Origin of the sequence: Bradyrhizobium sp. 2TAF24 (assembly GCF_052115025.1) — a bacterium.
Lineage (GTDB): Bacteria > Pseudomonadota > Alphaproteobacteria > Rhizobiales > Xanthobacteraceae > Bradyrhizobium_A.
In genome coordinates, this window is record NZ_JBFRFW010000012.1 from 42732 (window position 1) to 67330 (window position 24599).

Consider the following 24599-nt stretch of genomic DNA (forward strand, 5'->3'; position numbering starts at 1 on the left):
ATCAATAACCATAGAGCCGCTGCTGTCGCCTCATCATATCGAACACATCAGGCCACATCCAATGGCGAAATTTATATAGGCCGCCGCCGCCCAACCCACCTGTAACCATTCCAAGCGCGGCATCCTTTGTACCTTCCTCCAGTCGATCACTCCAATCTCCGTCCGTTCTAATCGCGCCGGCAACTCCGTGCTTTATTGCCCCATTCAACATTCCCAGTCCGACAGCACCGGCGAGAGTTGCTGCTTTAGGGATTCCAAAGACCTTTGTTACCGGCAGTGCAAGCCCCGCAACCGTCCCAATTGCTTGGCCAGCCAGAGCCCTCTCGGGATACTCCTTCTTGTATCTCGACATACCCTCTCGCTCTTCCGCCAGAAATCGAGGATATGAATCCTGATAGCTTCCCCCATGGGAGTATTCATTGACCGCTCTTGCGGCAGCTAAGATCTGATTCCATGTCCCCATCGTGAGCCCGTCCATAAGAGGCCCCGTGAAATTTGAAGACAATGCCCCGCTGCGGTCCGTTCGATTTTCTGCCGCAACTGGAGCATTTTCTCCGCGTTTCACCCAGTCGCGGCGAACCGCCAACTCATCACGATACGCGCTGCTTGGGTTTTCGCCATGTTGCAACGCATCCGACATCGCATCACGAAAAGCGAGGACCTGATCCGTTAGACCGTGCGTGCCCCGACTCCACATGACATCATCCGCTGTCGGTGGGGCCCAATCTCGGTGACCTCGAAATGCCGTCGCATTGGCGATCTCGTCATAGTTGTTCCGATGGCCATCACTCAACATTTTTTCCCAGACCGCGCGATTAATTTGCTCACGCGTCGGTGCCGGAGCGGGCGCAGCACGCGCTGCGAGCTCCGCTTCGTAGCGCGGATCAAGGCGAATACTTCCGTCCCCAGCACGCCCCATGACCACACCACCGAACTGAGACGCACTATTGTTAGGAAGCCAATCCTCGATCTTACGAGGCCCCTCGGGAAGCGGCGTGGCACGGAATCTGTTCAAATCTCGAATCGCCGCATCGGACCGTTCGTCGAAGCTCGGCATTCCCGGTCCGGCAAACCCGAATGGCGCGGTACCCGCTGAAAACACGGCATCACGATCTAAACGCTCGCGTAGCGTCGCTTGTGGCGGCCTCCTTGCGAAGGCGGAAGCGAGCTGCGTTTCATACCGTGGATCGAGGCTAAGGCTGCCATCTGGAGCGCGATCGACACGAACACCGGCCGGTGGAAACGAGGCATTGCTGTCGGCATCCAACAGATCGTCGAACATCAGGGCGCGATTTGACGGCGTGGGCATGGCATATCCTTTAGGTTCACCCGATTGCGAAAGCCGGGCGCGTGAAATGACGTGGGAGGCTAGATTCCCGAGGCATCAATGCCGTAAGCGCGCAGCCGGGCGATCACCGCCCCACGGATCTCGGGGTGAGCTGCAACTGCTGCCTTCGCGTTGGCGATCGTGGCCGCTACGACGCTGTCTTGCGGTCGACCGTTCGCCGATTGGCTCGGAAATGCTGTTGCGCCCGCCGCGCGACCACTTTGCGGTGGAGCATTGCCCGGAGCCGGTGCGCCATTTGCCGGTGGCCCCGAAGGCAAGCGACCGGAGCCGAACGGAAACGGCCTAGCCTCGCCCGTTTGCGTATCGAACGCGCCGTAGATGGGTTGGCCGCCGCTGTTCCTGCCGATCGTCGAGGCCGTGAAGCGTTCCTTGCCGTAGTATCGGTTGAGCAGCTGTTGCAGAACATCAGGGCTGCGCGCCGCGGCGGCAACGTCTTCCGGAGAGGCACCTCTGGCAAGCAGTGCACGCGCAGTGAGCGTCTCCGGCGTCTGTCCCGTCACCAATCCCTGAACACCGTTCGATACCGCGCCGAGAAAGCCCTTGGCGTTGGCGAAGCCCGACAGTCCTGCGAGTAGACGATCGCCAAGACCCGGGCTCGCCGCCTGAGGCTGAGGTCCGCCGGGCGGCGACCCCGCTGCGGGCGAACGCGGAGGCATCGGGGCTCCATCGACAGGATCAGGCGCATTCGGAGCCGGCCCGGTCGGGGCATTCAATCTCGGCGCCCCTGCGTTGGCCGGCGCGGAGGTCGGGCTGACGACATTGGTCGCTCCGGACTGCGCCGGTATCGCCAGTCCAACGCCAAAGCCCTCCGGCTTCGGCGAGCCGTAGGCACCGAAATCAAATGACTGCCGCCCCAGAGCCGTCGCGATGCCGGGGTTCGTCTGATCCGGCACAGGGAACGGGGTGTAAGGCTCGGAAGGCCCGCGCGTCAGCCCGGGCGCACTGTCCGCCGCCGTTCGGGCATCGATCTGATCCCAGATCGCCCGAGGATCGGCCTGCGGGTCAGCCGCCGGAAATCCTCCACTCGTCCCACCCCAGGTCCAGGGAATTCCGCTTTGCGTGTACAGATCATCAAGCAGTCCCATTGCTCACCCCCACAAGAATTTGCTCAGGTTTCCCAGTCCGCCAGCGATCGTTGCGAATTGCTGCGCACCCGACATCTGGCTGTTCGTCGTGGAATTCCCCGTCTGTGTGCCGAACGCCTGCGCCACCGGAGAGATCGATCCCAGCAGCGTCGCGAGATTTTGCATCGGGATGCCGCGCCGCTGCGCCTCCGCGGCGAGTTGCTGGTTGGCGCCCCAGTTGTTGGCGTCGAGCGCGGCGGAGCCGACGCCGGCGCCGGCCTGGGCGTTGGCGTTGGCGGCCTGCTGGTTCTGGTTGAGAAGGCCGTAGGTGCTGTTGCCGGCGCCGTAGAGGCTGTTCGCGGCGTTGAGCTGGTTGGCGACGTCTTGATTGTATTGCCCGGCGATCACAGGGGCTGTGCCCTGGGCGATGCCGCGGCCCAGCGCCTGCAGATTGGCGGCCGAACCGTCACGCCCGGCGGCGGCGAACTGCGAGTTCACCTGGTTGCTGACGTCCTGCCGGATCTGATCGAGCTGGCCCTGCAGCGCGGTGTTCTTGCCGATCATGCTGCCGTTGGCATAGGGCGCCAGCATGCCCTGGTAATTGGCGAGGTTGGTGCTGATGTTGCCGTCATTGGCTTTGGCGCCACCGCCGTTCAGCAGGTTGGTGGCGACGTTCCCAATCGCGCCGGCATAGGGATTGCCGGCCGCCGCATTGCTCTGCAGCGTGTTGAGGGCGTTGTTCTCGGTTGGTGTCGGGCCGGCGTTGGACGCCTGGCCGCCGAGCTGTCCCAGGATGTTGTCGATCGCCCCCTTCGCCGGCGCGTAAGGCGACGCCTGCGAGGTGCTTTGCGTGGTCTGTTGCGAACTGCCGCCCATGTCAGAGCCCTTTTTCCAGCGTGATCCATTGCGTTGCGTAATCGGCGAACACGCGCTGCCAGCCGCGCCGCCCGTCGATGCGCATCGCACAGCAGCCGAGGTCGCGGGCGTAAGCCTCGATCGGCGCCAGCGCCCGCGGCCACCGCACGGCGCGCGCACCGCCACAGGCGACGATGCGGCAGATCTTGCCCCGCGGCACGATCACCACTTCCGTCACCGCAGCGGCGCGGATCGCCGCGCCGTCCCACAGCACCCACAGCAGCATCTCCTGCCGATCGAGGCAGCCGCGCAGCGTCGGCAACGTCCAGTCGCCGCAACGCTCGACCGCCGCTCGCAGGAAGCCCTCGACATGCGGCCAGATCACTGCGACGCGCTCCGGCGGCACGCAGAGCGTTTCAGCCGAGGCAGACATAAAAGAACGTCCGATCCGTCTGCGCGTTGTTGGCATGGGTGATGGTGAACGACCTGTTCGCCACCGTGCTGATGAACAGCGTGCCGTTCTTGACCTCGGCGGCGGCGTTGGCACTGGCCGGCGTCAGGAACACTGAGCTGCCGGCGGCGCAGTTCGGCGCGCTCACCGTGGTGGTGGCGGCGTTCGCCGCCAGCGTCACGGTGCCGGCGGCGTTGGTGCGGCCGGCGCCGAGTTGCTGGATCGCCAGCGCATAGCGCGACAGGTCTTTTTCCTGCGTCGAGACGCTGAACAGCTTGGGGATGGCGGTCATGGCCTGCCTTATCGCTTGCCTGTCGCGATGGTGTCGGGCTCGACGCCTGCGATGAACGACCACGCCGTGCCCTGGGGGATGCGCACCTTGTAGCGGCTATAGCGCGTGTCCTTGAGCAGGTCGCACTTGCCGGTGATCGGGTTGATCAGGATCTCGGCGCCTGCCGTCACCGCCTGCTGCTGGGTCTCGCGCGCCGAGGCCGAGCCATAGAGCGTCGGCGCATCCGTCACCGGGCGGAAGCCCCTGATCTTGAGCCGCCGGCCATCCGTGCCCTGCTCCGCGCTCTCCAGCGTCGCCTCGAGCAACGGGCCGCGGAAGAAATTGAGCATATGGCCGGGATCGAACGCGGCCAGCTCGATCGGGTTGGCGGATGCAAAATTGTCCAGCGACTGCGTCATGGCGTCGACCGAACCGCCGACCAGGCCGCCGCCGGCATAGGCGTTGGCATAGGCCGACTTCTGCAGGTCGACATGGGTGGCATCGACGACCGTGATCCACCAGTTGCCGTTGGCCTCCGTGGTGCCGGTGACGCCGGACAGCGACACGAACGGCCGGCCGGCAAGCGCCGCGGTGGATGCCACCTGCACGCGGACGAGGCCTGCGCCGTTGTTGGCCGTGCCCTGCACCGCCATCGCGCCGGGCGCGATCGCGTCGAGGCCTTCCAGCGTCAAGCCGGGCTGCGCCACCTGCAGCAGGTATTCGCCGCTGACCTTGATGGTGGTGAACTTGTCCAGCACCCAGTCGTAGCACAACAGCTTGTCGAACTGGTTGGTGGTGCCGTTGACGCTCTTGTAGGCCCAGAGGATGCGCGAGCTGCGCGGATCGGCGCTGCCGAGAAACAGCTGCAGGTTGTTGGTGTCGAGGTCGGCCAGAAACGTGCGGTCGACGCGCTCGCGGCCGATCGGCACCGGGAAGCCGCCGGGATCGATGCGCTGGAAGCCTTGCGAGGAATAGAAGAACACATGTTCGCCGGCGCGCACCAGCGAATATGGCCCGAACAGGCCTTTGTCTTGTGATAATCGCTCGATCTGGAAAATGATCGGCGAGCCCGGGATATAGGTCATGCGGCGGATGGCGTTGTCCTGCAGGATGACGCCGGTCTCGCCGCCCGCGACGCCGCGCACGAAGCCGCCATCGGGCAAGTCCTGATAGTCCGCCTGGTTGACGCCGGGCGTCCACGACGTCGGGCCGTTGATGTCGTTGAGGCCGGACCACTGCACCCGCTGCGGGTTGGAGAGCAGCCCCGACAGCACCACGAAGCGGCCGACCACGTCGATATAGCGTGCCGGCGGCGGCGAGCCGTTGAGATTGGCGAACGCGATCGAGGTCGTGATGTCGTAGACCTGCGGCACGGCGTTGGCCTGCACCGCCATCACGAGGTTGTTGAACTGGGCAAACCGCCACTGGTCGGACGGCGGCACCGCCGAGTACGACACCCCGCCCTGCGACACCCTGGTCCAGCCGAAGGTGATGTTGTTGAGCACATAGAGGTCGGTCGCGGTCGCCGCGAACACCACCACGGAGCCATCCGGCTTGAACGCCTGGAACGCGCCGCGGCACTGGCCGCCGAGCGCCTGCGACAGCGCCAGCAGGCTCGGGAACGGGCCGAAGCCGTCCGCGCGCGGCACCACGTTCTGCGCATCGCGCTCGGTCGAGGCCTCGTAGTCCGAGACGTCGGGGCGGTATTCGCCGAAGGGGATCAGGGGCATTGAGTCACCGCGCATATCAATTGGCGAGAGCACAGCGCGACCCCCACCCACGGCGTCATGCCCGGGCTTGACCCGGGCATCCAGCTTGCTCGCAGCACAACGCGCGCTGTTGAAGCTGGATCACCGGGGCAAGCCCGGTGATGACGCAGAATGTGTGGAAGCGGCTCGGCCTCATGGTTCGAGACGCGCGGCGTTGCCGCGCTCCTCACCATGAGGAGGTAGCTAGAAGTCCGTCCCCTGGATGATGCCGTTGGACAGGCGCGACGAGCTTTCGCTGCGCAGCGCCGCGATCAGGTCCGGCAGCTTGGCCGTCATGCGCTGCATGCCGTCGGGATCTTCCAGCACGTCGGTGTAGAGCAGCAGCTTTGTATGGGTGCGGATCAGCTCTTCCGCGTCCGTGGTCCAGGCGTTGACGTCGGTCGGGTTGACCAGCGGCGGCAGCTTGTAGTGGATGTGCGGCCGCAGGGTGTAGACCGCGGTCGGCACCGGCCACAGCAGGATGGACTGGTCGATATAGGTGAAGGCACGCGGCTTGCCGCCGCCGCTCATGCCCCCCGCGATCACCTCGAAATCCGCCGGCTCGTAGCGGTCGAGCGGATAGATGCTCTGGCCCTGCGGGATGAACAGCGCGTCAATCTTGACGATGTTCGGGATCACCGCGAGGTCGCTTGCGGTGTACGCCTGCTGGCCGACGACGGTCTGGAACGTCTGGCTCCGCGTCACGTTGAACCAGAACCGTTGCCGGGCGTAGAACGCGATCGCGTCGCCGACCGCGCTTGCGATCTGGCTGGTCAGGTCCGTGCGCGTCAGGTCGGTCGCAATGCGCGTCTGCAGGTCGGAGAGCGTGGTCATGGGGAGGCACCTTCACCGAAGGAGCGGCCGGCGGCTCGATGGCCGCCGCGCCGAAATGCAGCAGGAACAGCGCCGCATCCATTTACTTGGTCCACCACTGCCCATCGGTGAGGCAGTAGAAGATCGCGGGCGTGGTGTTGCTGACGGCGGTCAGCGGGTTGTTCTGGCCCAGCGTGTTGATCTGGTCGCCGCCGACCGCGCCGCCCTGCGCCTGCGCCGCCGGATACACCGCCATGTTCTGGACGCCATGGTTGATGACGTCGACCTGCATGCCGGCCTTGGCCGGCGGCAGCACCGCGGCGTCGCCGGCATTGGCGACGGTGGCAAAGCCGACCTGCGAGGCGAGGATCGGCGTCGCGCCCGCCTGGGTGTGCACCGTCGAGGCGGTCAGGCCATCCTGATAGGAGAAGGTCTGGAACGCGCCGCCGCCCGACGAGGTGTAGCCGGTGCCGAGGCCCTCGGTGTACCAGGCGCCAGCGGTGTGGCAGGCGTAGATCACGACCGATCCCCGCATCTGCGACACGCCGGTGGCGGCCGGGGAATCGTCGACGGTGTCGCCGCCTGCGCCAAACACCTGCATGGCGTTGGCGCCGCGGTTCGTCACCACGATGGTCATGCCGGGCTGCGACGGCGGCAGCTTCACCGAGTCCCCCGCCGTCGCCACCGTGACGATGCGGTTGAGCTCGGCGGCGAGCTGGGTGGCGTTCGCCTGGCCGCCGCCCGCGTTGGCGATGATGTTGTCGGCGGAGGATTCCAGCAGATAGCCGACCTTGAAATATTCCGACTGGGATTCGCTCTTGGTTCCGGTGATCGTCACCATGGATGGGGTTCCTTGAAATGAAGGGAAAGCGCGCCGTCGGCGGCCTCTCCTCATGGTGAGGAGCGGCCCGTCAGGGCCGCGTCTCGAACCATGAGGCCGAGGCGGTGCGGCGGCATCTCGCCGGTCGCGAGATGCCGCAGACGTCCGGGCCTCATCCTTCGAGACGCCCGCGTTGCGGGCTCCTCAGGATGAGGGGAGAGGCGATCACAGGTCGTTGTTGGGGATGAACTTCACCACCACGATGGCCTGCCCGGCGGTCGCCGCCGCGCCGGTCTGCGTGTACGTGACATTGAGCTGGCTGTCGGCGGCGAGCGGCCCGAGCGCGGCGCCGGTCGGCGCAATGTTCTGGGTCAATGCAACCGCGCCAGGCGCAGCCGCACCGCCGGCGACCACGTTGGCGTTGGACGCGCCGAGGCCCACGCTCAGCACGTTGGTGGTGGCCGCGTTGAACGGCGTCACCACCTGCACGTCGGTGCCGATGATGAGGGCGCCGGCCGGCAGCCACTGCTTGGTGTTGCCGTTGGCAACGTTCGGGTCGTTGAAGTTGACGGTGAAGCGCGCATAGCCCACCTGCTGGCTGGTGTTGCGGCGCGCGGTCGAGCCGGGGATGCCGGTCGTCATGGCGGATGATCCTTGTGATGGAAGGGAGAGGGAAACGCTGGTCACGCGGGACGCGGGCGACACGCGCCCGCGCCGTCAGGCCCGTCGCATGCCGCTATCGCGGCATGCCATGGGCGTCAGTGCGCCGTGGCGTAGGTGGTGGCGACGATGGTGCCGAAGTCGAGGCCGTTGAACACCGTCTTCTTCACGCCCCAGATGGTCTGGGACGAAATGCCGAGCTCGCGCTCGTAGTCGAACAGCTCTTCCACCCACTTGTAGTTCACGCCCTCGGAGAACTCCCTGCCGAACGCGAGCGCGCCGGCCTGGGCGCCGCAGAACACCGCACGGCGGGTGCTGGTCTGCTGCGTGCCCGCGTTGGAGATCCCCATGGGGATGCGGTTGGAGCGGTGCAGGATGACGCCGTTGTACTCGCCGAGCGCGCCGGTGTAGATCGGGCTCTTGGAGCCCGCGCCGCCGGCCAGCGCCGCCTTCTGGATGTCCAGCCACTGGCCCGAGCTGGTGGAGGTGCGCAGGTCCGTGATCTGGTAGTCGTGCAGGAACATCAGGAACTTGTTCTCGCCCTGCACCTTGATCGGCCGGATCAGCGGCGTCGCGGTGTACGCCCGCTCGACACAGGTGTCGATGAGCGCGAGGTTGAACGTCTTGGTGTTGTCGCTGTTGATCGTGGCGTCGTCGGTCGCGCCGCCGCCGCGCACGATGCGGGTCGGCGGTGCGACGGTGTTGTTGCCGGCATAGCGCATGTCCGTCACCAGCGTGTTGCCGGCGAGATGGTTGAACATGGCGGTGTCGAAGCGGTTGGAGAACCAGTCCTTCAGCCCGAGCTTGCCCTCTTCGCGCAGGCTGAACGGCACGCGCTGCGCGTCGATGGTGTTCTTGTTGCGCACCCGCACCGCGTGCGCCAGCTCGTTGATGATCACCTTGTCGGAATAGGTGGTCAGCGATTCCTCGTTGCCCATCAGCGTCTGCGCCTCGGTGACGCCGTCGCCCGACAGCTGCATGCGCAGGCCGAAGGTCACGGTGTCGCCGGCATTGGTCGAGGTCTCGGTCTTGAGGTGGATCATGTTGTCCGATCCGGTCCCCATGAACTTGCCGAAATACGTCTCTTTGAGGGCTTCAGCTGCGAGCTTCTTCGCCCACAGCTTGTTGGAGAGTGAGTCGTTCACTCCATAGGTCGTGGATGCCATGGTGGCAGGTCTCCGAATTGATTGATGTGAGGTGCTGGATGTGCACGCATCACGCCCGCGCGTGGCGCATCACCGCGTTTGACGCCCCGGTGGCGGGCGAAGGCGCTTAACGACCGCCAGTCGAAGAGATCGAAACGGAACGTCGAACCATAACCGATATCAGCAGGAAGTTAGCTGCACCCGAGCCCGCTTTACGGAAGCGGGTACGTAGGCTCGAATGTGCCAGCCGGCGGACGTAGCAATGTCGGAAGATCGCGAATATTGTAAGGGCCAAAGCCCATCGTCGCGCTCAATACCGGCGCGCCAATGTTTGCAGAACGCCCCTGTAAGAGTGCCGCTGGGTCGACGCCATAGCCCCGTCCGGACGGGCTCCAGCCAATATTGACTCTCTGCCCTCCCAGCGCAATTGAGGGACCCGTAAGGTACTCGCGTACATTGCTCGCACGTCCGACAGTCACTGAAGGCGTCAGATCAGGCGTCGACACGGCGAATTGCGGATAGATATTGCCGTCTGTATCGACACAGGCTCCCCACCGAACCCGAATGGCGTCCAGGTGGCACAACCGAAAAGACCTGCACGCAACGCTTTATCGAAATCGCTCATTCCATCCTCGCTCGCGCCAAGAGATTTCAAATTGAGCTGGGAGCAGCAGCTGCGCTGCGATAAGGCGAAATAAGCCGACCGGTCGCTGCAAGCGGCCAGTTGCTAGACGGCTGTGATGACGAGCAGCATTCGGTCGGCTAGTCTATTTTTTGGGAGGCGCTATGAAAGTCGCGGTATTGCCTCCAGCGCTTCCAGGTCGCGTAGCCGAGGCCAAGGCTCGCTGCCGCCGCCGCGACCGCGCGGCTCAGATCATCCGCGACGAACGAGCCGATCGCGAGCAGAACAAATCCAAGCAGGAAGCAGGCGAAGGCCCGCAGGTAGCGCCGCCGCGCCAGGTCAGGGACCTGCCGATTCCAGATGTAGATATCGACGGCGAAACCATAGGTGTTTCGATCCTGCCGGAAATCGAACGGCAGCGCCGGTTCCGCCTGCCGAAACGCCAGCGTCAGCTGCACCGCGCCGACCAGCCATATGACCAGAGCCGCAGATGCCAACAGCGGATACATTCCAACGCCCCATCCGGCTACGGCACACAACGAAAGGCCGCACCACGACATGAAGGTGGCGCAGCCGTCCGGCCGGATCAAGTCGTCGTCGAGGCAAGTGGCCCCGGTTCGTCGTAGCGCAGCATCCCCACGAGCTGCGCTACGACATGTCGTCGTGTCAGCCCCTTTCGTTCAGTGCACCGTCGCCAGCGGCACCACGGCGGCGAGATTGCCGGCCGGATCGAAGGCGCAGATGCAGAGCCCCGCGAGCATCGCTTGCGGCATGCCCTTGGCGAGCCGGGCCGCCAACGCACGTCCACGCCGCATCGCCCCGTTGGGCTTCAGCCAGAACTCGCCAGCGGGCCGATCGAAAGAGGTCAGGTCGGTCAGTTCAAAGCTGAATTTTTGCATCGTGGTTTCTCCCGCGCCAACAACAACCCATGCAAATGAAGGCCGTTCGTTGACCGGGAGTTACTATCCCCGTTGTCCACAGGGCTACCGCCCGGAAAGACGCAGGTTAGCGCATACCAGATCGCCGCCGGCCACATCGCTGGCGCCGGCGGAGCAGACCGCACGCGGACCGTTCACGGCGCGACATCCGGTTCCCGCAGCGTGGACAATGCCGGCAGCCGCGCGGTAGGCTTTCTATCCGTTCGCCGAGACAGAGCCATGACGTGGATCGACGAATTCCGGAACGGCTGGCGAGGTCTCGCGGAACCGTCGAAGACCCTGGCCATCGGTTTCGCCGTCGCCTGTCTCGCCGTCTGCACCGCGCTGCGGCTCGGCCTGTCGCTGCTGCGTCCTGACCTGCCGTTCACGCCTTATGTTCCCGCCGTGGTGTTCGCGACCGTGCTCGGCGGCGCCTGGATCGGTGCGGCTGCCGCGCTCGCCGGCGCCCTGCTCGGCTATCTCCTGCATTTCGGCCCCGGCCCGGCCGGCGGCGCCAAATTCGCGCTCGCGGCGGTCTATCTTGCGACCTGCGGCATATTCGTGTGGGGCGTCGCGCACTATCGCCGCATCCTCGCCCGCCATCGCGCCGTCACCGATCGCCTGATGGCGGAGGAAAGCTACCGCAAACTGGTCGTCGAGGAACTGCAACACCGGTTGCGCAACAAGGCCTCCACCATTCATGCCGTGGCGCGCCAGGTGCTGCGCGACCATCCCGAGGCGTGGGCTCGCCTCGATGGCCGCATTCGCGCGCTGTCGGCGGCCGACAGCCTGATCGTCCGCGCCGACACCGGCGGCTGTGCGCTGCGCGACCTGCTGGTCTCGGAGCTCGAGCCCTACGGCCATGTCCGCTACACCCTGACGGGCGACGCCATTGCGCTGCCGGCGAAACTCGCCGTCAGCCTCGCCCTGATCTTCCATGAGCTCGCGACCAACGCCGCCAAGTACGGCTCGTTCGCATCGACCAGCGGCCTGCTCAACGTGTCGTGGCGCCAGGACGCCGATCGTCTCCACATCACATGGGACGAGACCGAAGGCCCGGAGGTGCACCCGCCGGAGTCCACCGGTTTCGGCACCCAGTTGCTGACATCGGCGCTGCGCGCGTTCGACGGCAGCGCCGAGCTGCAATTCCTGCCCACCGGCCTGCGCTGCACCATCACCTGCCGCGTGCCGTCCGATCCCGCCTGACCGGCCTGATGCACGGCCGCTGTGTCCCCCACGACATTGGCAATCCCGCCAGACTCGTCCAAGATCGTGTTTGGGAGGCTGTCCATGGCAAATTACCTGGTGCACGTTCCGGTCTCACGCATCGTCGATGTGTTCAATGCGCTGAAGCTGCTCGGCACGGCCGAGCTCTACGACTACAAGCTGGTCACCGTGCGCTGCGACATGGACATCGAGGTGCTGCAGAAGGTGGTCGACGCGGTGAAACCGGACCAGCCCGCGATCATCGTCAAGGTCGACGACTTCGTATTCCAGGGCGACCCGAGGGTCGAGAAAGCTGTCGGCGTCTGGCGCCGCGCCATGCCGGCGAACGGAGCGCCCGGCTTCTGACACGACACTCGACGCCGCCGACACCTGATCATCTCATCCCACCACCGCCCGCTCGCAGCCCTCTGCTTCAACCGCCCATGATGCGCTTCGCCTTGGCCGGGTTCTTGGCGCACCACGCCTCGAACTGGTCCATCGGCATCCGCAGCAGCGCCTCCGCGCTCATCTCGCTGTCGGAGGCACCGCCGCCGGCGCTGGTAAGGCTCTTGCCCGCCGCCTGGCCGCGGGCGATGGTGTCGAGCCGATCCTGCCCCGAGCCGCCACCCCTGACATAGCCGCGCTGCCTTGCGAGGTTGTAGATCACCTCGGCCGGGCTGCGCCGGCTCTGCAGCGCCATCTGCGCCACCGCGAACTCGTCTGCCAGCAGCGCCTGGTGCACCGCCTGCGGATCGTCATAGCCGAGCGCGACCAGCTCCTGCGCCCGGCTCTGCAGCAGATGGTTGTACGCCGCCTTGAAGTCGGGCGTGCGGCTTTCGAACTGCGCGGCGTCGACCTGATAGGCCCGCACCAGGTCGTCGCGCCAGGCGACCTCGCGCTTCTCCTGGTCGGCGGCGTCGAGCCGGCGGCGGATATCGCTCACCGCCGAGCTGGTGTTGCGCACCACGCCGAAAATATCATCCTCGACCGTCGGCTCGCGCTGCTGCGGCGGCGCCGTGAGGCGATCGATGACCGAGAACTTGCCCTTCAGCTCGGCGACCTCTCGCTGCAGATCGCGGTTCTGGCGGTCGAGATCGCGGCGACGGCCACGCTCTTCGTGCAGCGCCGCGAGCGGCACCACGCGCTCCTGCTGCGGCACGTCCTGCGCGTCGTGCAGCTGGCTGCCCTCGTCCGCCGCGGATGGCGCGGCGCCGGCATCGGCGGGAATTTCGGTCTGGCCGCCGGTGTCGAAATAGCTCTGTTCGTCCGGGGAGAGCGTCGCCCCGAGGTCGGTATCGGTCATGGCATGATGTCCTGGCGGTGCTGCCGCCTCAGATGCGCAGGTTCGCCTGCGCGCGATGGCCGGGAGAGCCCCGGCAATTACGATGCCAGCAACAGGATCTCGAGATCGCGGCGGCGGCGCGCGGCTGCCGCCTGCTGCGCTTGTTCTGCCTGCTGCGCCTGCGCCGCCTGCCGCTGCGCGGCCATGGCCTGCAGGTCGATCGCTGGCGCCTGCGGCTGGAGCGGCGCCGGCTGCGGCGTCATCACCGGCCGGAACGCCGGCTGCATCGGCCGCACGACCGGCGCCGGTGTCTTGCGCGTGATCTCAGCGAGCCGGCGCTGTTCCTCCAGCTCCTCGAGGTAGTGCCCGACGCCGCCATAAACGAGGTCAAAATCGGCGCCGGTGCGCACCAGCACGTTGTTGCCGAACGCCAGGGCATAGGACGCGCCGGCTGCCGGCATGGTGATGGCGACGGTGAAGCCATAGCCGGTCAGCGTGAACGCGCCCGGCCCCGCGGCGTGGCTGACGCCCTCGGCCACGGCCCTGCCCGCCACGCCATAGGTGCCGCCGGCCGCCTGCCACTTCGCCGCGAAGGTCGCGTTGACACCGCCGACAATATAGACGCCCGTCACCGCCGCGCCGGCCGTCCCGAATCCGGCAGCGACGCCGGACGACACATAGGCGCCGCCAGCGGCGATCATCCTGCCGCCGAACACGATTGCCATGCCGGTCGACGCGTAGGCGCCGGGCGCGCCCGCGAAGGCCAGCGCCATGCCCTCGGCATTGCCGGTGAGGCTGTAGGCGCCGGCCGTCGGTGCCAGCGTATCCGCAAAGCCGGTCGCGACGCCCGTCAGCACATAGCCGCCGGCCGCCGCCGTCAACGCCTCGTTGAACCGCGCCGCGACACCCGTCAGCGCATAGGCGCCGCTCGCAGCCGCCAGCAGGTAATTCGCCGTCGCCCTGCGCGGTCCGGCGCCGAGCGCCACAACGCCGATGGCATCAAATCCGAGCATCGGTCAAAGCTCCGCCGACACCGCATAGTCCATGGACAGGTTGGTCATGCCGGACTGCGGCCCGTAGTAGAACGCAAAACCGCTGTCCGACCATGCCGAGATCGTCGGCGTGCCGCCATTGGTCCAGGCGCTGACGAGATAGCTCACCTTGCCCGACGCGCCGGCATTGTCGTAGGTCACCGGCTGGATCGACGCCCGCATGACGACCGGATAGCGCACGAACGTGCCCCAGTAACCGCTGGCCGGCCCGACCATCAGGATGGCGCCACCGCCGCCGCCGACATTGCTGCCGGGCGGCACGCCCTGCCCGTAGCTCTTCTGAAAATAGCGCTGGCAGAATGTCATTTCGGTGCCGACGGCGCGCAGCTCCGGCGGCGGCGGCGCGGCGTTGAGGCCGACGGGAGCGAACGGCGTCACGCGGATATCCAGCTCGGTGACCTGCACGCTCTTGCCGCCCGATGACAGATTGTTGCCGAAGTCCAACAGGACCTGCAGACCGTAGCCGCTGGCCGCGGCGGCGCTGAACGTATAGGCCACGCGCGTCCATGCGCCATTCGGACAGGGCTGCAGGCTGGCGGCATTGAGATCGGTCGTCTGCGCACTGCTCCAGTTGTCGATGGCGCTGGGATGCGTGACGGTGAGGGTCGGCGTGATGCTCGCGCCCGTGTTGTTGTAGATCTGCGCCTGGACGGTGACGCTCTGCGATGCCAGCGGCGCCGCGACCAGGCTTTCGATGCGCTGATACACCAGCACATCCGTCACGCTCGCCGCGCCGGTCACCTTCAGGCTGTTGGTGCCGAGCAGCCGCCCGGCCGCCTGGGTCACCGTCACCGCCGCACCGCTCGGCGTCACCATCCAGCCATCAGCCGTATACGTGCCGCCGCCGGACGCAGCTGAGATCGACGTCCCCCGCTGCCAGATATCCATGCCGGCGTTGCGGAACTTGTTGACATAGCCGCTGCCGGTCGACGCCAGGTTGATCAGGTCGGCCGACAGCGCCGTGCAATAGACGTTCGGCGCCGTGCTGAAGTTGATGGCTGCCGTGGTGCCGGCCGAGTTGGCGGTGATGGTGGTGCGCGCCAGCGTGGTGGTGCCGCTGGCGTAGGTGCCGAAGCCGATTTCCCACTGGGTCAGGTCGAGGCTCTGCGCCCGATAGGCATAGACGGCGCCGTTCACCGCGCCGCCGGCCGCCGGCGTCTGGTAGCCGGTCAGCGCCGCGGAGACGACAAAGCTGCCCGTGCCGCCGGCCGTCGGGTTGAAGCCGACCGCGTCGATGAAGCCGGTTGCCGGCATCAGGCCGTCTGCCCGTTCAGCGCGTTGGCGATCTGCGCGATCTGCTGCAGGATGCCGACCAGTGGCGCCTCGATCGCAGCAATCTGCGCATCGAGCGGCTGAAGCGTGGTGGCAAGGCTCGCCGCCGCCTGGGCCACCGCCGCGTCACGCTGCGCGCGGATCGGCGCCGACTGCGCCAGCGCCGTATCGCGCTGCTGGCAGAGGGTGGTGAACTGCTGCTTGAGCAGGGTCAGGGTGTCGGGAGTGGTGGCCATGGGGGCTCCTTACGCCAGCGTGAACACGCCGTTGGTCTGGTCGAGCGACACGGTGAAGCTGTTGCCGCTGGTCAGCGTGATCGCGGTGCCGTAGTCCCACCAGGCGATCAGGTTGCCGCTTGCTGCGGTCGCATTGTAGAGCACGGCATACTCAAACGGCGCGAAGCTGCCGCCCACGGCCGTGAACACCACCGGCGACAGGATCAGCTTGTAGCTGCCGGAGGTGTTGTTGCCGGAGACGAACACCGCCTGATTGCCGCCGGCCACATAGCCGTTGCCGGCCGCGATCTCGGTCAGATTGGCCTTGATCGTGTTGGTCGCAGCCGGCGCATTGAGCGTCAGCATGATCTTCAGCGTATCGCTGTTGAGGTTGTGCACCTTGGTGGCCATGTCGGACACGAAGGAATTGAACTTGTTGTAGGCCGCCACGGGTCAGCTCCTATTGCATGGGTTGGCCGGCGGGACCGGCGGGCATCGGCGGTTGAGGCTGTGCCGGCCCCGCCGGCATCGGTCCCACGCCGATCGGATCGCCGTTCTGGTCGCGGATGATCTGCTTGGGCGCGGTCATCGCCTGCGCGATGGCCTGCATGCCCTGCTGAAACTGCTGCATCAGCGCCATCACCAGCACGCCGGGATCGTGCTGCGGCGGCATCGGCATGCCGTCCGGGCCCATCACGGGCGCGCCCATGGTACGCAGGCCCTCCGCTGCCGCCTTCTGCAGCTCAAGCTGCTGCTTGGCCGCCGCCTCGCGCTGCATGCCCTCGATCTTGGCGTCGGTCAGCGCCTTGTGGTTGGCCGCCTCCGCTTGGCCCTTCTGCTGCATCAGCTGCAATTCGGCCTGCGCCTTCATCATCTCCGGACTGGGCTGCTGCTGCTGTTGCTGCTGCTGTTGCTGCTGCTGGATGCTGTCGGAAATATCCTTCTGCGCCGAGGTCGGCAGCGGCGAGTATTTCAGCAGCGCCAGCCACGTGGCCGGCGGCAGCATCTTGCCGATCACCGGCAGGATCTGCTGCAGCATCGACCAGGTCGCCTCCTTCTGGTTCGGCGACGTCGGCGCCTCGTCCACGATCACGTCATAGGTCGCATTGCCCGGCTGGCGCACCAGCGGCACATATTGCTGCTCATCCGGCCCGACGATCCGGATCAGGCGGCCGTCGGACAGGTAGTTCTCGATCAGGTACAGCAGCAGCCGCCCCTGCTCTTTCCGATAGCGCCGCAGGCTGTCGAACAGCGGCTGCAGGATGGTCATCGACGACTGCTTGCGCTGCATGTCGAGGCTCGCGGCCTGGCTCGCGCTGTTCTGCATGCCCAGAAGCTCGACATTCACCCCGGAGGTGTCGCGAATTGACGAAATCGCGAACTCCATGAGTTGGAACGTGCTCGACGGAAACTGCGATTGCGGCTTCGGGGCGTATTTGCCATTGCCGCCGGACAGCGCGCCCTGCTTGGTCCAGGTGATGGCATCCTGCCGCGCCCAGGTTGCTTCCGCGTCCGCGTCGTTCTCGAAAAAGCCACGCTCGGCCAGGATGCCGCCCTTGGCCGAGGTGTTGAGGATGTGCATGGTCTGCGACATCCACTTGTTGGCCCAGCGCTGCGGGTCTTTCATGGCCCGGACGAGGCCATAGAATGTGTTCTTGTTGCGGTCCCGCTTGCCGGTGATCGCCTTGAACGAAAAATGGTCCTTGCAGGGCGCAGGGCCGATCTCCAGCAGCACGCGGCCGAGGAACGCCTGCTTGTAGACCTTGCGGGTGGACTGCGTCGACGTGATCTTGCCGCCGGCAATCTCGATGCGCCGGTTCAGCTCGTCGAACTGCTCTTTTTCCAGCGTGATGACTTTGTCGGGATTGGTCGGATCGACCACCAGCCACACCGGCACCCGCTCCCACCACTGCGCCCGCACCATGGTGACGGTCTTGTCCGACGGTACGCCGTCGCCAATGTCGTCCTTGTCATAGAAGCGGTTGTTGACCTCGTGCGGCTCTTTCTCGTCAGCGCGGTCGACCCACGACGCATTGTAATCGGCATCCTCGAAGTGATCGCCCGGGCACAGCGCCCGCGCGTCCTCGATCGGAATGTCGCGGCGGATATGAAACACGCGCCGCATGTCCACGAGGTTGCGTTTGCGGGCGCTCGAATCCCACACCACCTCCAGCGGATCGAGCCGCTCGATCACCGGCTGGCCCTCCGGTTCCTCCTCATAGTCGAGGCGCGTCTCGGTCCAGCCCATGCCGCAGATCACGGTGTCGCGGAAGGCGTCGGATTCCTCGTCCTCGGCGTCGCACTGGTCGCGAAACCATTTCGCCGCCGCGGTCAGCACCTCGTTGACCTGCACGTCGCCCTGGGTGCGCGGGATGAACTGCACCTCCTGCCGGTTCGCGACCTCCGAGCCGGCGACACTGTCGATCACCGGCTCGATGCGGTTCATGATGATGATCGGCCGGTTCATCTCCCGCAGGCGCGCCTTGTCCTCCTCCGACAGTTGCTCACCCGAGGTGAAGGCAAAGTCCTCCCGCGCCGCCTTGCGCCAGTCGGACTGCTGCTCGAAGTCCTCGAGAAACCAGCTGCGCAGCCGGCGGAACAGCGCTTCGCCGTCCACCGCGGGATCGTCGTGCTCGTCAGTCATGCGGCCTCGTGGCGTGCGTCGGCGGCCCCGCGCGCAAAGCGCGCGCGCAGCTCAGTCAAGACATCAATGATGAGAGAAATTTTGCTCCGCACACGGCTGCAAAGACAATATCTCGCTGCAGTCATCCGAGCGGCCAAGATATCTCAGGAATTTTCCAAGGTCCCCATCCGAAAGTGACTCCGCCACCTAGGCCGCCCTTACCAGCCGAGAAAGTACCTGACAAACCCGTCAGTTGCCCCTCGAGATCGCCCGAACTGGCGGCTGAGGCCGCGACACCTGGGGTACCGATGTAGACTTGCGGGTAATAATATCCATCACTGTCAAAGTAAGCCCCCCCTCCCACGCCGACCCCAAAGATGGGCACACCGCCAACGGCGCCGGCAAAGTTGCCTTCACGCTTAGGCCTTGGTGCTTGCGGCAAATTCTCTAGTGGGCGGCGGAAGGGTGCCAGCGTTCTCGTGCTGCTCTCGAGCGATGGATCGAAGTTCAACGAGCCCGGCCCCGCAAATCCGAACGGAGCCGCACCGGCGTAGAATTTTCCGCCCCGAACGATTTTTTCACGTTCCGACGGAATATGAGGCTCAGTATTCAATGCTGTCCGTACTTGCGCCATGTAGTCCGGATCAAGCCGATAGCCGCGATCGGCATCACCTGCCAACGGAACACCCGCAAACTGTTCACTGCTCTCTGGCGACAAGCCAAGGCTCTCGCGCGTCGTTGGACGCACCCAATCACCCCAGCCGGATGCATGTCGCCTCTCCGGTTCCGGATAAAGATAGTAGCTTTCACCCGGGGGCGGCCTGATTCCAGCTTGGCCAGGATCAATCCCAGGCACACGCCTCTCCTCCAGCCTTGGATTGAGATAAGACGGATCAAGGTCGTAACCGCCCTCTGGACGCCGCCTGATGCCGGCCGAGCCAGGATCGGTCGCCGCGCTACCTTGTAGGGCCGGGGGATCAGAAAATGCAGACGCTCCCCGAGGAGCGACTGAACTTGCGGAAGCACCGTCGTAACCGTCGCGAGAACCACCAGCGAAGGCAACCGCCATCGCCTGCTCGCGCGGGACGCCGTTGGCCATCAGGATGTCGAACATCGCCCCCGGCGTCACTGCGTTCTGTCGATCAGGCATAGATGGTCTCCCTGGCATGCGCCGACCGCCCGGCGCGTACACAACGCGTCAGGGGCGGTCGGCCTCGTCAATGATGGAAAAGGAAATTCGCGCCGTCATCACAATGGCGAGCGCTTCAGCAAACCATGGCCACCCGAACGCGGCGGGTGGTATCTCAGAGCACGCTACGGATCGGATATGCCTCGGATCGTCTTGTCATCGAGGACAACTAGAGTTCTTGGCGATGGTCCAGCCAGATCCGGACGGCCCGGTAGGTCAGGACACAGACCAACGCGACACTCATCGGGGTACCGATGTAGTCGCCCCGCTCCACAGCGATGCCGATCATCGGAAAAGACCCGATCGCAAAAAGACACTGGGACAAAAAGTACAGTCGGCGCGTCGTAGCGGAAATCCCATATCCCCAGAGATTGGCGTCCAGTGTCCTTCTGTCCGTCCACTTCCAGTCAATCGGCAGGAGATTGCGGATGCTCTTCGCGGCAGCGATGTAGCAGCCAATCGCACCCGAAAAAAAGACCAGAGATATCGCTACGAACATATTTTTCAAGCTACACCCCACCAGCCGTGCGAACGATGGGATCGCACCAACATCGCGCCGCGAACATTTCATGTTCGAGCCCGAAATGTCCAGCAAACTTTCCCGCCCCTTACGCCGACTCCCACGACCCGCTGCCGCCCTTGCGGCTCTGATACCGTCCGCGCGGCGCAACCGTGGAGGCTTCGACGAAGCCCTGCGCGAAGGTGCGGAAGGCGTCGGCGCCGTGGGAGGCCCAGTTGTGCAGGGGCTTGTCGCGGAACACCGCGCGCTCCTCGTCCCATTCCTTGCGATAGTTCCGCAGGGCTTTCAGGCCGCGGTCGCAGCGCACGGGGTCGATGACTGATTTCGCCAGCAGGCGGCGCACGGCGTTGATGCCGTCGTTGATGTTGTGCACCCGCGGCACCGCAATGGGCGTAACGCCAAGGCCGACCAGCGTATCAAACCGGCTGCGGCCATTGGAGAGCTCGTTGTTGGTGACGTCGTGCGGGAAGTAATGGTCGCCGAAGGTAATGCCGTGCTGCTCGCGCCACTTGTGCAACTCGCCGACATAGTGATCGAGACCATAGCCGCTCGCCTCATAGTAGCCGACCCAGCGCACCTCCAGCCCCACCACCTGGTTGAACCAGATGGTGTTGGCGTCGTTGAAGCCGAGGTCCCAGGCGGTGTTGACGGGATAGGCCGGGTCGATCGGCACGCGCGTCAGCCGGCCGTCGAGCTCGAGCCGCGAGAGCTGCTCGGAATAATAGGCGCCTTCGATCGCGGCCTCGAACGCTTCATCCGGCGTCGAGGGAAACTCGCGCTTCATGTCGCCCTGCTGCTGCTCGGCCTTCTTGACGTACCAGGCCTTCTGGTCCGGCGTCAGCGTGACGCCTGCCGCCTGCAGGCCCTCGAAATAGTTGGCATAGGCCGGGGTGATCTCGACACTCGCCGCCGGCAGTGTGTAGGCGGCGTCCTCCCACCACGGCGAGAAGTGAAACCTGAAGTCCATGGCGGTCAGCGGGGCGCCGATGTTCTTGCGCGTCCGTGCCGCCTGGCAGAGCTCGAAGAAATGGCCGTCCTGCCCCTCCGCCGTGCTCTCGATGAACACCAGCTGGTTCTTGTCCACGGTGTTGAGCGCGCCGGAGCGCACCTCGCGCGCCTTGTCCGGATATTTGGCGCAGATCTTGCCGTATTCGGAGACGTGCAGGTACTGCAGCGTGCCGGAGCGCAGCGAGGTCGAGACGCGGATGCCGGAGTTGTTGCCGAGCAGCAACTCACTGGCGTTGTCGTTCACGATGGGGACCACCGTCTTGATGCCGTCGGGCAGGTTGTCATAGGGAAAACGCACCTTGTCGCGGAAGATCACCTGCGCGTCCGACAGCGTGTGGGCGATGGTGCCGGCGCGGACATCGGAGTTGAAGACGCAGGCGTCGAGCATGAACAGCTGGATGAAGGTGGTGAAGCCGCGCTGGCGCGCTTTGAGGATCACATTCTGGTTGTGCATACCGTCGAACAGCGCTTCCTGCGCCGCGTTCATCCGGAAGTTGATCCGCCGCCCTTCCTTGTCGGTGATGACGTAGAGGTTGTTGAGACGCCAGCGCCGGTCGGAGAACTGGTCGAGTGCCCTAAGGAAGACCGCGCGTTCGGCCATCGATCGTCTTCATCAGCGCCGCGAGGTCGTCTCCGGCCTCGTGGGTCGCCTTGAGGTCGAGGCGGTCGCCATAGACCTTGGGCAGCGCCTTCGACAGCAGCCAGCGCCGCGTCTCGACGCGCAGCCGCGCGCGCGACACGTGCTCATGGTCGACCATCGGCTCGCCCTCACCATTGGCGCGGCGGCGCGCGATCCAGTCGTTGCGGCTGTCGTCGGCGATCTCCAGGATCTCGTCGGCCATGGCGTGGTAGCCGATCTCGCGCGCGCTGCGATAGCGCGCCGCAAAGCCGCTGCGGTCGTTCTGCACCCAGCCCCGCACCGTGCTCTCGTCCGGCATGCCGGCATCGCGGCAGACGTCGCGCAGCGTGCGGCCGGAGCAGAGCTCGGCGCAGATGCGTCTGGCGATGTCGGCGGTATAGAGCGTGGGGCGGCCAGTCATGTCCTGCATCAAGCGAATGTCGGAAATGGCAAGGGCGAATGGCGCGGTGATCGTTCGGCGAGCACCGGTCGCCTCCGCACGTCGCCGGCAAGCGGCAACAAAAAAACCGCTGCGGTCATCCGGAGCGGTTTGCAGAGCATCAGGGAATGTTGTGATCGGCGCGGCGTCGCGGTGCCAAACTTCTTGCGACGATGCCAACCATCAGCGATTTGCCGTTACGGGTCAAGTTGCGCATCCCGCGCTGTGGCTAACCACGGACCGGCGCTGAGAAGGCCGCCTCTGTCGCGCCGTCGGCCACGGAAGATGCGAGTTCAGCTACCACCGAGGTTCGACTTGATCGATGTGAACTTGCCGCTGATGTTCGTGCCGAGCGTGGTGATGGCGACGATGATGGCGAGCGAAATGCCCGCGGCGATCAGGCCATACTCGACCGCCGTCGCGCCGCGCTCGTCCGCCACAAACCGGGTGACAATCTGCTTCATGGGTGGAGTCCGTACACCGCAGGTGTGAAGATGGTGTAAAGCGCCGGCGTTCAATCCTGTGTGACGGGAACCGGCAAAAAATGCCGGGCGGAAACACCTTGGAGTCTGACTGAACACCTTGGAGTCTGACTGAAAAAGCCTCTGACCCTGGTGTTTGTCGTCGCCGGGCAGCGCGATCCGGATTCAACGGATCGCTCGGACCAAGGTCTCCTGGCGCCCCCGATAAGGAAGGCACTGCGCTCCTAAGCGAGGTGGCCGGGACAAGTCCGGCCACGACAGAGAACGACGGAAACGCTTTGATTGCTCAGCAGCCTGACATTTTCGGGCAGACACTTAGGCAAGCGTGAGCAGCTGCCGGCCGGGCCGCGATCCCGCCGCGCCGCTCGGACGGAAACCGAGCTTCTCCAGCAGGCGCCAGGACGCGATGTTCTCGCGCCGGCACTCCGCGACGATGCGGCGCTCAGGCCAGTGCGCCGTCAGCCAGTCGAGCACGGCGCACACAGCTTCGGCGGCGATGCCGCGGCCATGCATCGTGCGCGCGATCCAATAGCCGATCTCGATGTCGGTGGCCTCGCGCAGATGCACGCCGACAATGCCGACAAGGCCGTCGGCGACGTCCGGCGCGCGGCCGAAGATGCCCATGAAGCGGTCACGGCCACTGCTGTTGGCCGCGATCAGCGCCTCAGCGTCGGCGAGCGTGAACGGGCTCGCGAGGAAATGAATCATCGCCGTGATCGCGGGATCGTCAGTCACCCGCTGCAATGCCGGCGCATCGTCCGCCGACAGCGCCGCGAGCCGCAGGCGGCGGGTCTCGATCACCGCGGGGACCGACAGGTCTTTGGAGGAAGCATGAGACATGCCCGTTTCTAGCGCAGGCCGACGGCGCGATCCATGCGTCAGCGCGCCGCCGCCGGCTCGACGTTTCCCCATGCCAGGACGTCGCCATAGCCCATCACCACGAACGTCGCCCAGAACCGCGGATGCTGGTGGGCGCGATCGGACGTGATCGCAGAGCTTGTCGCAGCGACGCAACCAGGCTGGCCGCGTCGATGAAGCGAGCACTATAGTCCCGGTGACCTCGCCGCCCAGGCCTTGGTGCCCTGGCAGCGTTCCATCGCGCGGGCGTAGGCGGGGCGAGCCGTCGTACGGGCGAGATAGTCCCGCTCGACAGGCCCGGGGACGTAGTTGCCGGTTCGCAGGCCGAGCAGGAGGGCGTAGCTCACCGAGATATCGGCCGCCGTGAACCGGTCGCCGGCGAGATAGGGGCTCTCCGCGAGGCGGCGGATCACCACCCCCAGCCGGCTCTCGAAGGTCTCGCGTGCCCAGAAGGTCACCCGGGCGTCCCGCTCGGCTTCGGGCGCCAGTTCGCGACCGACAAAGACGGCGTTCATCGGCCCGGCGAGCCCGGCCTCGCCGAGGTGAAGAAATTGCAGATAGGCGGCGAAGGCGGGATCATGCGGAGCGACGGCCAGCGAACCCGAGCCGTGGCGGGCGAGCAGGTATTCAAGAATCGCGATCGACTCGACCATGATCGTCTCGCCGTCCTGCAGCACGGGAATGAAGCCGGCGGGGTTGATCGCGAGGAAATCGCGATCATTCTCGACTGCGAGCAGATCGACCGGGCGCAGCCGATAAGCCAATCCCAGCTCCTCGAGCAGCCAGACAACACGGAAACCACGACCTTCGCCATAGACGGTGAGCATCGTTGTGCATTCCTGGATTGGACGAGATGGCCAGCCTCGCAGAGGTCAGCCCGTCGCGCAACGCACGATCGCCGGCGCATCATGCGCTCACGGCTTGACGCATATTCGTCATCCTGCGGTGCGGGCGCTTTCCAGGTCATGGGTTCACGCCCCAGCGAAGCGCACGGCGTGCGGCAGGCCCGGCCTGTCCTTGACAACTGACCGACGGTCAGTCATACGCAGGCGGCGTCGCCGGTCGTGCATGAGCACGGGGCATGCGCCGCACTGCCGCGAACCGGAGCCTTCTCGCCGTC

Annotated in this window: 27 protein-coding genes; 2 read left to right on the forward strand and 25 right to left on the reverse strand. The window is 65.6% G+C overall.

Features of this window, described 5'->3' with window-relative positions; genetic code table 11:
• Position 1: 1 nt before the first annotated feature.
• The 12 genes from AB4Z37_RS18955 to AB4Z37_RS19010 all read right to left on the reverse strand — a co-directional run bounded on the left by AB4Z37_RS18955 (position 2) and on the right by AB4Z37_RS19010 (position 10696).
• Entirely contained in the window at positions 2-1309 is a 1308-nt protein-coding gene (locus AB4Z37_RS18955) for a hypothetical protein (RefSeq protein ID WP_441518291.1), read from the reverse strand.
• Positions 1310-1368: 59 nt separating this feature from the next.
• Positions 1369-2433, reverse strand: coding sequence for a hypothetical protein (locus AB4Z37_RS18960; RefSeq protein WP_441518292.1), 1065 nt, complete (start codon positions 2431-2433; stop codon positions 1369-1371).
• Positions 2434-2436: 3 nt separating this feature from the next.
• Positions 2437-3288: a tail fiber domain-containing protein gene (locus AB4Z37_RS18965; protein WP_441518293.1), complete on the reverse strand. Its 852-nt coding sequence runs from the start codon at positions 3286-3288 to the stop codon at positions 2437-2439.
• Position 3289: 1 nt separating this feature from the next.
• Positions 3290-3700 (reverse strand): hypothetical protein, encoded by a 411-nt coding sequence (locus AB4Z37_RS18970; RefSeq protein WP_441518294.1) that lies wholly within the window; start codon positions 3698-3700, stop codon positions 3290-3292.
• Complete coding sequence (locus AB4Z37_RS18975; RefSeq protein ID WP_441518295.1) at positions 3684-4010, reverse strand: hypothetical protein; 327 nt, start codon at positions 4008-4010, stop codon at positions 3684-3686. The genes AB4Z37_RS18970 and AB4Z37_RS18975 overlap by 17 nt, the downstream gene beginning before the upstream one ends.
• Positions 4011-4018: 8 nt before the next feature.
• Entirely contained in the window at positions 4019-5719 is a 1701-nt protein-coding gene (locus AB4Z37_RS18980; RefSeq protein WP_441518296.1) for a hypothetical protein, read from the reverse strand.
• Between the two features lie 222 nt (positions 5720-5941).
• Positions 5942-6571, reverse strand: a complete 630-nt coding sequence (locus tag AB4Z37_RS18985) for a phage adaptor protein (protein WP_441518297.1) — start codon at positions 6569-6571, stop codon at positions 5942-5944.
• 82 nt (positions 6572-6653) lie between these two features.
• Entirely contained in the window at positions 6654-7391 is a 738-nt protein-coding gene (locus AB4Z37_RS18990) for a hypothetical protein (protein ID WP_441518298.1), read from the reverse strand.
• Positions 7392-7595: 204 nt separating this feature from the next.
• Positions 7596-8012 carry a hypothetical protein gene (locus AB4Z37_RS18995; protein WP_441518299.1) on the reverse strand — a complete coding sequence of 139 codons (417 nt, stop codon included), beginning with the start codon at positions 8010-8012 and terminating at the stop codon, positions 7596-7598.
• Positions 8013-8128: 116 nt separating this feature from the next.
• Complete coding sequence (locus AB4Z37_RS19000) at positions 8129-9196, reverse strand: N4-gp56 family major capsid protein (protein ID WP_441518300.1); 1068 nt, start codon at positions 9194-9196, stop codon at positions 8129-8131.
• A gap of 741 nt (positions 9197-9937) precedes the next feature.
• Positions 9938-10306, reverse strand: a complete 369-nt coding sequence (locus AB4Z37_RS19005; protein ID WP_441518301.1) for a hypothetical protein — start codon at positions 10304-10306, stop codon at positions 9938-9940.
• Positions 10307-10477: 171 nt separating this feature from the next.
• The gene (locus tag AB4Z37_RS19010; protein WP_441518302.1) at positions 10478-10696 is read right to left on the reverse strand and encodes a hypothetical protein; all 219 of its coding nucleotides are present in this window, start codon (positions 10694-10696) and stop codon (positions 10478-10480) included.
• A gap of 258 nt (positions 10697-10954) precedes the next feature.
• Here AB4Z37_RS19010 and AB4Z37_RS19015 point away from each other — a divergent pair, with 258 nt between their 5' ends.
• On the forward strand, positions 10955-11920 hold the full coding sequence (locus AB4Z37_RS19015) for a sensor histidine kinase (RefSeq protein ID WP_441518303.1): 966 nt from the start codon (positions 10955-10957) through the stop codon (positions 11918-11920).
• 84 nt (positions 11921-12004) lie between these two features.
• On the forward strand, positions 12005-12286 hold the full coding sequence (locus AB4Z37_RS19020; protein ID WP_441518304.1) for a hypothetical protein: 282 nt from the start codon (positions 12005-12007) through the stop codon (positions 12284-12286).
• A 67-nt stretch (positions 12287-12353) separates the two neighbouring features.
• Here AB4Z37_RS19020 and AB4Z37_RS19025 read toward each other — a convergent pair whose 3' ends face one another.
• From AB4Z37_RS19025 to AB4Z37_RS19085, 13 genes are all read right to left on the reverse strand, one after another.
• Positions 12354-13223 (reverse strand): hypothetical protein, encoded by an 870-nt coding sequence (locus AB4Z37_RS19025; RefSeq protein WP_441518305.1) that lies wholly within the window; start codon positions 13221-13223, stop codon positions 12354-12356.
• 77 nt (positions 13224-13300) lie between these two features.
• Complete coding sequence (locus tag AB4Z37_RS19030) at positions 13301-14215, reverse strand: hypothetical protein (protein ID WP_441518306.1); 915 nt, start codon at positions 14213-14215, stop codon at positions 13301-13303.
• 3 nt (positions 14216-14218) lie between these two features.
• The gene (locus tag AB4Z37_RS19035) at positions 14219-15508 is read right to left on the reverse strand and encodes a hypothetical protein (RefSeq protein ID WP_441518307.1); all 1290 of its coding nucleotides are present in this window, start codon (positions 15506-15508) and stop codon (positions 14219-14221) included.
• Positions 15508-15762 carry a hypothetical protein gene (locus AB4Z37_RS19040; protein WP_441518308.1) on the reverse strand — a complete coding sequence of 85 codons (255 nt, stop codon included), beginning with the start codon at positions 15760-15762 and terminating at the stop codon, positions 15508-15510. Before AB4Z37_RS19040 ends, AB4Z37_RS19035 begins: the two co-directional genes overlap by 1 nt.
• A gap of 9 nt (positions 15763-15771) precedes the next feature.
• Positions 15772-16191: a hypothetical protein gene (locus AB4Z37_RS19045; RefSeq protein ID WP_441518309.1), complete on the reverse strand. Its 420-nt coding sequence runs from the start codon at positions 16189-16191 to the stop codon at positions 15772-15774.
• Positions 16192-16201: 10 nt separating this feature from the next.
• Positions 16202-18385, reverse strand: coding sequence for a portal protein (locus tag AB4Z37_RS19050; RefSeq protein WP_441518310.1), 2184 nt, complete (start codon positions 18383-18385; stop codon positions 16202-16204).
• Between the two features lie 121 nt (positions 18386-18506).
• Complete coding sequence (locus tag AB4Z37_RS19055) at positions 18507-19478, reverse strand: hypothetical protein (protein ID WP_441518311.1); 972 nt, start codon at positions 19476-19478, stop codon at positions 18507-18509.
• Between the two features lie 244 nt (positions 19479-19722).
• Positions 19723-20148: a hypothetical protein gene (locus AB4Z37_RS19060; RefSeq protein ID WP_441518312.1), complete on the reverse strand. Its 426-nt coding sequence runs from the start codon at positions 20146-20148 to the stop codon at positions 19723-19725.
• A gap of 13 nt (positions 20149-20161) precedes the next feature.
• Positions 20162-21682 carry a terminase gene (locus AB4Z37_RS19065; RefSeq protein ID WP_441518313.1) on the reverse strand — a complete coding sequence of 507 codons (1521 nt, stop codon included), beginning with the start codon at positions 21680-21682 and terminating at the stop codon, positions 20162-20164.
• A complete protein-coding gene (locus AB4Z37_RS19070) occupies positions 21657-22121 on the reverse strand; it encodes a terminase small subunit protein (RefSeq protein WP_441518314.1) in 465 nt (154 codons plus the stop codon). The genes AB4Z37_RS19065 and AB4Z37_RS19070 overlap by 26 nt, the downstream gene beginning before the upstream one ends.
• A gap of 311 nt (positions 22122-22432) precedes the next feature.
• Complete coding sequence (locus AB4Z37_RS19075) at positions 22433-22603, reverse strand: Flp family type IVb pilin (RefSeq protein ID WP_441518315.1); 171 nt, start codon at positions 22601-22603, stop codon at positions 22433-22435.
• Between the two features lie 333 nt (positions 22604-22936).
• The gene (locus tag AB4Z37_RS19080; protein ID WP_441518316.1) at positions 22937-23461 is read right to left on the reverse strand and encodes a GNAT family N-acetyltransferase; all 525 of its coding nucleotides are present in this window, start codon (positions 23459-23461) and stop codon (positions 22937-22939) included.
• A 203-nt stretch (positions 23462-23664) separates the two neighbouring features.
• Positions 23665-24306: a glutathione S-transferase family protein gene (locus tag AB4Z37_RS19085; RefSeq protein WP_441518317.1), complete on the reverse strand. Its 642-nt coding sequence runs from the start codon at positions 24304-24306 to the stop codon at positions 23665-23667.
• Positions 24307-24599: the final 293 nt, after the last annotated feature.